Consider the following 8,951-nt stretch of genomic DNA (forward strand, 5'->3'; position numbering starts at 1 on the left):
CGTCTTTCGCAAATCACCACGCACACAGAGGCTCCATGTCAAGCCTTCAAATACACATTTAAATAAGTTTCGAAGCACAATGAAAAAAATTAACTTTTATGTGTCCTAAATATTGACGTAGATCCAAAGGTTTACATTAAAATGTTTTAAGGTTGGGTCGCTATACTAGTTTTGTAATAGAAACTACTTATTAAAGGGAGTAAATTAGAGTATGAATCCATCCATTACACTAAAGGAAAGAATTATTTCCTTAGATATTATCCGTGGTCTTGCTTTGTTTGGGATCTTGTTTATTAATGTTAAGGCATTTCAGGTTATTACCGATAACGTTCAGCTGCCTGATTATAACGGTTTGAATGGAATGATAGAATCCTTCATTCAAATTTTTGTCGAAAAAAAATTCTTTTCCATTTTTTCTTTTCTATTTGGTGTGGGGTTTTATATTTTTGCCTCACGTGCTGAAAGTCGCGGTGATAAGCCACGCTGGCGTTTTGCCAGACGCTTATTAGCTCTGTTGTTAATTGGCATTATTCACATCTTGTTTTTTTGGGGTTCCATTCTAGCAGCATATGCCGTTATTGGTTTCCTTCTGATTCCATTTTATCGGGCAAAGGTGTCGACGATTAGCAAGTGGCTTGGTGGAATCATAACTGTATTTATCCTATCACAACTATTAAAAATTCTTGCTCCAGGTATGGGAGTCTTTTCAAACGTTATTGCCTTTCTTGGGAGTGATACCATTACCATTTTCATCATGTTTTTATCAGGATTTCTTGCAGCTAAAGCGAATTGGATTCAAAAAATAGGTGATTTGTCCACTCAAATAAGGTGGCTTCAAATTATTACATTTCCATTGTTTATCGGTTTTTCTATTTGGATCTGGTTCGCATCACAAGGCAATGATCAACATCTTCATGAAATCATTGCTTTAGGTACAATACCGACAACATATTTGTACTTATCGAGTCTATTTGTAATCTTAGAACACAAACGTATTGCAAAACTTCTGCAGCCGGTTGCCCGTGTTGGGCAAATGGCGTTTACAAATTATTTGGCACAAAGTTTCATTGGACTGGCCATTATCTCTCTAATGGGCCTTGAAGTTGTGTCGCCAATAAACAGTGTTATCATTTCAATCATCATCTTTACGATTCAAATAATTTATAGCGTTATTTGGTTTAAATTCTTTAAGATGGGGCCATTCGAAAAGGTCTGGCGATTTATGACGTATGGTAGGAATGCAACATCAGTTAGGTAGTAATTACCGACTTTCCGAACGGGAAAGCCCCCTACGGCGCGATAGCACCCCCTTTAGGGGTAGGATGAGAGTGAGGTCAGATACGGAGTACCGCTAAAAAACGTAAGGTTTTGTGGTGCTTCAAGTATCTGAAAATTTCGCTCTATATTTATTGTATTTCCGTTGCAGTTTATACAGAAAACTAATGCAATAGGTATATGAACGAATACAGAAGAACAAACACAACCGTATCATTCACCGTAATTTCGATTTGCTAACACACAAATTAGGTACACTGCGTGTCACAAAGAAAGCGAATAAATGGATTGCCCAAATTTCTGTTACTATACCTACCATTCAAGGAACAGATTTAAAAGTCATGGGTATAGACTTAGGCTTAAAAGTACCTGCTGTGGCTGTGACAGATGATGAAAAGGTACGCTTCTTTGGTAATGGCAGACAAAATAAATACGTGAAGCGAAAATTCCGTTCTGAACGCAAAACATTAGGCAAAAAGAAAAAATTAAATGCTATTCGCAATTCAAAAGATAAGGAACAACGCTGGATGAAAGACCAAGACCATAAGGTTAGTCGTGCCATCATTGATTTTGCAAAAGAAAATAAGATTTCTGTCATTCGCTTAGAAAAATTAGCGAACATTAGACAGACGGCAAGAACAAGCCGTAAAAACGAAAAGAATCTGCACAATTGGTCATTTTACCGCCTATCAAAATTCATTGAATACAAAGCGAATCTAGAGGGAATGAAAGTTGAATATGTGGATCCTGCATACACAAGTCAAACATGTCTTTTGAAAAAAATAAGGCACAAGACCGCAAATATAAGTGTAAATGTGGATTCGAAAAACATCGCGATTTAGTCGGTGCTATGAATATTCGATACGCACCTGTGATTGATGGTAATAGTCAATCAGCCTAAGATGCTATATGCACTGTCTTAGGAGGGGTAATGAGATACCTTCATCTTGAAGGCTGTTCAAAACAGAAATGGACTGCGAACGTTTAGTCATTCAAGAATCCCACCCGGAAAACTGTAAGGTTTAGGGCTTGCGACTTTAGTCGTGGGAGTCTCAAGCTATGAATGTATTGTTGTATTCCAATTAAACAATAATAAGGCAGACAGGATGCGCGTAAGGCTGTCCCGTAATTCCCTTAAATAAATCTGGAGGAGAAGAACATCACGTTTTTCCCCTCCAGATTTTTTGCCTATTCGCTTGTTCTCTGAAAAGGAAAATATGTGGGGTAATGGGATTGAAATTGGTGACCACTGAATCTAATAAGCAAGAAGGTGCGGCATAATGGCTTGGATATATCTTATTATGTCTGGGGCTTTTGAGGTAGTTGCAGTAACAGGCATAAATCAAATAGTCAAACACAAAAACTTAAAATCGTATTTAATCGTGCTTTTTGGGTTTATCGTGAGTTTTAGTCTTTTAGCTTTAGCAATGAAAGAACTTCCTATGGGGATCTCTTATGCCGTATGGACAGGTATTGGGACAGTGGGAGTCACGCTTTTGGGAATGCTATTTTATAGAGAACCAAAAGATTGGAGACCAATTGTATTTATAGGGATGATTTTAATAGCCGTAGTTGGTTTGAAGATGACGACATAAAATATAAAATGAGATTTCCATGAAAATAGTTAGTTCGTTAAAGATCAATGCTGAACACAAACCATTCTCCTAGTGATTGTGTGGTACTGTCATTTTACTAGAAGTGACAATTTTTTTGTTGCCTTTATTGGGGAAAATTAAAAGGGGTGTCACAAAAGGTCAGTTTTCACTGACTTTTTTGGACAGCCCCTTTTGCATTGGTTAATTAAATAGAACAAAAAGAAGGGTTAAAAGGATAGAAACTCCTAAAATCGTCCCCACTACAATGGTATGACGTTTACGTTGCATCACAATGATGGCGATATATTCTCGAATCATTGCATTTGGCCAGTAGTAGAATGCGGTTTTCGAACCAATTCCTTGGCTCTTTAGGCCGGCCATTTTTGCATATGAGCTGGCCCTGAATAGATGGAAATTGTTTGTAGTAAAGATGCTGTTATATTGGCTTCCTTTTATTGAATCCATTATTTGTTTTGAGTAAAGCATATTCTGGAATGTATTAACTGAACGAGTTTCTGTCAATGTATGCTCAGAAGGAATTCCTTTCTCTACAGCATACTTTTGCATGGCTTCCGCTTCAGGAAGGTTTTCATTCGGCCCTTGTCCACCAGAAAAAAGTATGATAGGTGGGAAAGTGGCAGCCACTTGTTTCCAATAAAAATCAATTGCCTTATTAATTCGACTGGCAAGGAGCGGCGGCACTTTATCGTTAATTAAACCACTGCCAAGCACGATGATAAAGTCTTGGTTATATTTTGGTTTGTTAAATTGATACAAAAAATAAGCAGTTAAAAAATTGGTTAAGTGTAAAAAGAAATAAACGACTATTAAGTAAGCCCCGCCGTATAAAGGTTCCAAATAATCGGGCAAAAAACGCTCAGGATTCACGATGCGAAATAAAAATAATACCAGAAGAAAGATACCTAAAATGAATGTTAAACTGTTGGCAAAACGGCGGCTTTCTTTTTTCATCAGGATTCGGCCATTTAAAAACAATCCTATACCTAGAGCGAATAATCCAAATGCTGAGATAAAAAGTAGAAATAAAACAGTCGGGATAAGAGCGATTAGCTTAAAAATCATAATATCTGAGCTGAATCCTACATAACCACAAAAAATAAGAAATGAACAAAAAAGCAGGTTAAATAGAAAACCGTTTATCATTCGTCTAGGATCTGTTAAATAAAATGCTAGGAAAGTAATGAATAAAATAAGAGTAATAACTCCAAGAATAACCATTCTACACCTCGATTCTTTTATAAGCTTGGCCAAGAAGGTGACTTAATAAATATTGATGTTTCCGCTGAACTGGGGGGTATTTTGCCGATGCAGGACATTCCTTCCAGGTGCCTTTATATAACCCTTCTTTAACGCGACTTTACGATCATACACACAATACCATGATGAAGGTTATTTCTTCGCTTAGTCATGGTGTGAAATTGAATGAAATTGGGAGAATTATTCAAAGTGAAGCCCGAAAAAGCGGGTACAAAGTAATTATGAATCTATGTAGTCATGGTATTGGAAAATCTCTACATGAGACACCTAACGATATTTTGCCTTTTTATAGCAAAGATGATAAACGTGTACTGAAAGAAGGTATGGTCATTACTATTGAGCCCTTTTTGTCAACTGGAGCAGAGTATGCAGTTGAAAGTCCTGATGGTTGGACTTTATGTGTGTCCCCCGATAATAGCTTTTTCAAAAATACAATTTTATCCTCTGTCGATCTCGGACTCTTCAATATCACTCGGAATTTGTACAAAGTACGGGACTATACGTCTGTATTCAATCGCTTGTTCTAAATATTCACGTTTATCGATTTCAAATTCTTGCTTTTCTTCTTCTAAATGCTCTGGCAACAACACTCGTTCAGGTTCTTGCCCAGTTGTTTGACAGTACCATTGTCCGTTCTCTTTGTACAAAATCATTTCTTTTGTTGGACTCCAATCCAAGCGATTAAAATAACGGACACCGTTCTCTACATATAAAAACTCTACATCTTCAAACGTCTTTGATCCCTTTTCCCGATAACTGCTTATTTCCTCAGAAATGTAATAATCCAACTCTCCATACTCCAGGTAACGCCCACTTGATAGCATTTCTTCTGATGGTTTTCTTTTCTTCGCCTCTTCGCGTGCTGTCTCTTCTGCCATCCTTCGGGCTCGCTCTTCTGGCGTAATGTCTAAGTCTATGCCTGTGCCCATAATCAAACGCGTCCAAAATCCAGAGAAAAAAAGGGCGATGCCTGGCCATATGAGGGCCACCGCTACTTCTTTCCCAAACAAAAATGCATAAATCCCCTTGCCTTGGGTGGAAGCAAAAATCCCTAACATATGAAACATCATAAATGCGCCAAGGATAATGGTGACTATACGGGCTATTCTTTCTCGTGTCCGAACTGGGATCCACTTGATCCATGAAAATAAAATGAACAACAATTGAATCCACAGGAGATTGATATAGAGCTCTTGGTAAAAAGGATGATCCGCTAGCGCCTGTATTCCATATAAATTAATCGCCACCATTGACCATAGACCTGTAGTGAACACAAACGAATAAGTTGCCAATCGAATATTGTCTTGAAAACGATAGTCTACATATGCAGGAATAGCAGTCACAATAAAATAACTTCCCCACAACAAAATGGCAAACAAACGCGATGTATCATTTATGTACACAAAAAAGATATTGGCAATACTATAGAGATGAACCAACGCCCCGATAAAAAAGTAATACCCACTATAAGCAGAGAGAAAACTTTCCTTTTTTTCGTATGGATCTGGAGAAAGACTAACATTTGCCACAATTTTGCACCTCAGTTCCACGATTTATTACATATTAACTCATTTCGTAGAGTAAATATACTGCCTATTCCAATTACAGCATAACACAATAGTCCCATTGGTAGCTTCACCATTATTCTTAATTAATTGGCCATAATCCTATATATATGAATCATGAATAATTAATAAGAAATACGTCGGGGGACTGATTGTATCATTTTTTTCGTACGGTAAAATAAGGATATAGAGAATATGGAGAAAAGAGGAAGAAGCATGAAATATCTAGGTAGGTTCCTATTCGTTATGATCGTATTTTTGTCCTTGGCGGGCTGCTCGCAGCTTCTTCATTCAGAAGAACTTTTGGGAGAAGAAGAACGAAGTAGCTTGGAGGTTGCAGTAAACAGTGATACTGGTCAAGGAACACTTGATTTAGTGACACCAACCATCACTGAGGGAGATACTGAAATTGAAATCAAGATGACAGGTATCGACGAGAACAAAACGACTTTTATTTCTGTGGCGAATGAGGACGTTTTTGAAGGAAAAATCAAAAATAATGAAGTATATACGTTAGATATCAGTGATATTAAAGATGCACGCAGGACAGATTACAATCCAAAAGTGCAATTACTGCAAACCAGCAACGACGAAGAATCAGGAGATATTGTCACTTTTAAACAGGTCAGATATTCCGTGGAAAAAGAATAAAATGATTTACTAAACGCAAAACCCTTAAATACATTTTAGAATCCATGCGTTTTGATTGTTTTCATGTGGAAAATTTATTTAAGGGGGCAAAATAATACCAAACTACTCTAATATTGAGTGATTTGGTATTTTTAATGCTGCTGATCAATTAGGGCTGTCAGTTGCATGTTGGATAAAAATTTTTATAAGAGTTTTATAACATATGTAAGCCTCAAAGTTTTAATATATCCATTCTCCCTTTTAGGATTATAATAAAACATGTATTATTTACTTAGAAGATTGATGGTGATACAATTTCTCATGTAAAAAAGCGTTATATCACTATCGCACTTAATACAAGTGCGTGGATTGAAATTAAGTTATTGTTTAATACATACGGAAATGCACCTTCTCACTTACTATTTGATAAAATTAATATTAAGAAAAAGGACGAAGTTAACGTTCCACGTTCTTCTACAGATTATCAGGTTTTAATTGATAGAGAACTACCAAATGGAGTAACATTACATGAGATTGTTACGTTTTGATACAATTGAAAAGAAGTTATGGTGAATCTAAGCGAAAAAAGAAAAGCCAGGAGTGCGAACGTCAAGTGAACATAGAAACACCGTGAGGTTCGCACTCAAATATCAATCATTTTACCTAAATACTGTTAGGTGAAAGGACTGAATAGACAACTTCAAGAAGTTTTTGACTATATAGAGTATGGTGAAATTAATTCTATCAATATATCGCAGTCACTCCCTGTATTGGGGGTGTGGATTGAAATTTCAATGCTGCCGCGAATGATTTCTCTCCCATTTCGTCACTCCCTGTATTGGGGGTGTGGATTGAAATCAAATATTTCTTCCACTTGCTTTTTAGTCATACGTCACTCCCTGTATTGGGGGTGTGGATTGAAATCTCGACATTCACTCGCCATCCCGCGTAATGATGGTCACTCCCTGTATTGGGAGTGTGGATTGAAGCCAAATCTAGCAATACGAAACACGTTATCAATAACGTAAAAGCTGCAGATATTCAGCTTGCAGAAGAAGATCTAGCCAAAATAGATTCTGTCTATCCAGAACCAAGTGTTAGCGAGCCACTAGCTTTGTGGTGAGGAAATTATAAAGGAAATAGTTCCTGTCTGGAGTCTCAATAAAGATAGTTTTTCGGAGTAGGTTTTTCTACTCTATTTTTTTATATGAATGAGAAAAAAGAATTAAATTCACCTCACATTATGACAATCCATGCTCACTAATTCACATAATTGTAAAAGTTATCATAGTTTATTTTCAAATTATACCGGTATAATATAGGTATAATTCCATTTGTTATATCATAATACGAGGAGAGATTTCTATGACAAAACGTTTTAATGGGAAGACAGTCATTGTAACCGGTGGAGCAAGTGGAATTGGCGAAGCTACCGTTATTGAGTTTGCTAAAGAAGGGGCAAAAGTTGTTATTTCAGATATGTCAGACAAGGGACAGGAACTTTCCGATAAACTAAATGAGGATGGATATGAAACCTTTTTTATGAAGGTTAACGTTACTATTGAAGAGGAAGTAAAAAGATTAGTCGATGAAACGGTCAAAAAATACGGCAGTTTGGACGTGTTGTTCGCAAATGCAGGAATTGGTGGGATGACACTTGTACATGAAACTGATTTTGCAGAGTGGAAAAAAATTATTGATGTAAACCTACATGGTGTGTTCCTCTGCAATAAATATGCGATTGCTCAAATGTTAAAGCAAGAAACCGGTGGAGCCATTGTGAATAATGATTCCATTCATGGGGTCGTTGGAAAACTTGGTGTAGGTGCATACAGTGCTGCTAAAGGTGGGGTCAAATTATTGACCCAAACGGAAAGTGCTGAGTATTCATCTAAAGGAATCAGGATTAATAATGTCAACCCAGGTTATATCGATACACCTTTACTCGCTAGTATGCCAGAAGAAGCGAAACAGGAATTAATTAACCTTCATCCAATTGGCCGATTAGGTAAAGCGGAAGAAGTCGCAAAGGCTGTTCTCTTCCTTGCAAGTGATGATGCATCTTTCATTACAGGAGCAAGTTTACTAGTAGATGGTGGTTATACCGCGGTATAGGATGAATAGAATCAACGAAAATTAACGATCCTCTGATCGTTTTGGTAAACAGAAACTATAGGCAAAAATATCCTTTAAAAGAAGTTCCCCTCAACCTTTACAAGAGGTATTGGTTATTACCAAGGGGGGATCATAACATAGCAATCGACCTATCGCTTGAATAATTGATAGATCGATTGCTTTTTTAAAATAATAATTAGCAAATATTGTATTATGTTTAAAAGCTTGACGTATAAATATCTTGGTGATAATATAGTTGTACCGTCAGCAAGCAAAACTTTGATTTAGAATAACATTTTAAAAAAAGAGTGTTGACGAATCTATTAAAAGATGTTATATTAATAAAGTCGCTGATACAGCGAATGAGTTTGATCTTTGAAAACTGAACGAAACGAACGTCAATAAATAAATGGATAAATGGTTTTGAACCATTGCCAGCAATTGAGAAGGAAAACAAACTTCTTTCATTATATGAGAGTTTGATCCTGGCTCA

General features: G+C 36.7%; 8 protein-coding genes and 1 pseudogene. 7 read left to right on the forward strand and 2 right to left on the reverse strand.

The genetic code is table 11. From position 1 onward, the window contains the following. Positions 1–211: 211 nt before the first annotated feature. The 3 genes and pseudogenes from KI363_RS20985 to KI363_RS20995 all read left to right on the forward strand — a co-directional run bounded on the left by KI363_RS20985 (position 212) and on the right by KI363_RS20995 (position 2,870). On the forward strand, positions 212–1,258 hold the full coding sequence (locus KI363_RS20985) for a DUF418 domain-containing protein (protein ID WP_212967548.1): 1,047 nt from the start codon (positions 212–214) through the stop codon (positions 1,256–1,258). A gap of 250 nt (positions 1,259–1,508) precedes the next feature. Next, a pseudogene (locus tag KI363_RS20990) lies at positions 1,509–2,176 on the forward strand (RNA-guided endonuclease TnpB family protein). A gap of 379 nt (positions 2,177–2,555) precedes the next feature. Next, positions 2,556–2,870 carry a DMT family transporter gene (locus tag KI363_RS20995; protein WP_212967549.1) on the forward strand — a complete coding sequence of 105 codons (315 nt, stop codon included), beginning with the start codon at positions 2,556–2,558 and terminating at the stop codon, positions 2,868–2,870. Between the two features lie 201 nt (positions 2,871–3,071). Here KI363_RS20995 and KI363_RS21000 read toward each other — a convergent pair whose 3' ends face one another. Beyond that, entirely contained in the window at positions 3,072–4,109 is a 1,038-nt protein-coding gene (locus KI363_RS21000; RefSeq protein ID WP_212967550.1) for a YdcF family protein, read from the reverse strand. 107 nt (positions 4,110–4,216) lie between these two features. Between KI363_RS21000 and KI363_RS21005 the strand changes: the two genes are divergently transcribed. Beyond that, entirely contained in the window at positions 4,217–4,675 is a 459-nt protein-coding gene (locus tag KI363_RS21005) for a M24 family metallopeptidase (protein WP_246516981.1), read from the forward strand. Here the strand turns inward: KI363_RS21005 and KI363_RS21010 are convergent. Then, complete coding sequence (locus KI363_RS21010) at positions 4,586–5,677, reverse strand: hypothetical protein (RefSeq protein ID WP_158323808.1); 1,092 nt, start codon at positions 5,675–5,677, stop codon at positions 4,586–4,588. The genes KI363_RS21005 and KI363_RS21010 overlap by 90 nt on opposite strands. 252 nt (positions 5,678–5,929) lie before the next feature. On the opposite strand from KI363_RS21010, the gene KI363_RS21015 reads away from it, so the two are divergent. The 3 genes from KI363_RS21015 to KI363_RS21020 all read left to right on the forward strand — a co-directional run bounded on the left by KI363_RS21015 (position 5,930) and on the right by KI363_RS21020 (position 8,458). Then, on the forward strand, positions 5,930–6,364 hold the full coding sequence (locus KI363_RS21015) for a hypothetical protein (RefSeq protein ID WP_212967551.1): 435 nt from the start codon (positions 5,930–5,932) through the stop codon (positions 6,362–6,364). 949 nt (positions 6,365–7,313) lie between these two features. Then, complete coding sequence (locus KI363_RS22540) at positions 7,314–7,466, forward strand: hypothetical protein (protein ID WP_444543507.1); 153 nt, start codon at positions 7,314–7,316, stop codon at positions 7,464–7,466. A 242-nt stretch (positions 7,467–7,708) separates the two neighbouring features. Then, the gene (locus KI363_RS21020) at positions 7,709–8,458 is read left to right on the forward strand and encodes an SDR family NAD(P)-dependent oxidoreductase (protein ID WP_158323806.1); all 750 of its coding nucleotides are present in this window, start codon (positions 7,709–7,711) and stop codon (positions 8,456–8,458) included. Positions 8,459–8,951 lie beyond the last annotated feature (493 nt).

Source organism: Lederbergia ruris (assembly GCF_018332955.1).
GTDB classification, from domain to species: Bacteria; Bacillota; Bacilli; order Bacillales; family Bacillaceae_C; genus Lederbergia; species Lederbergia ruris.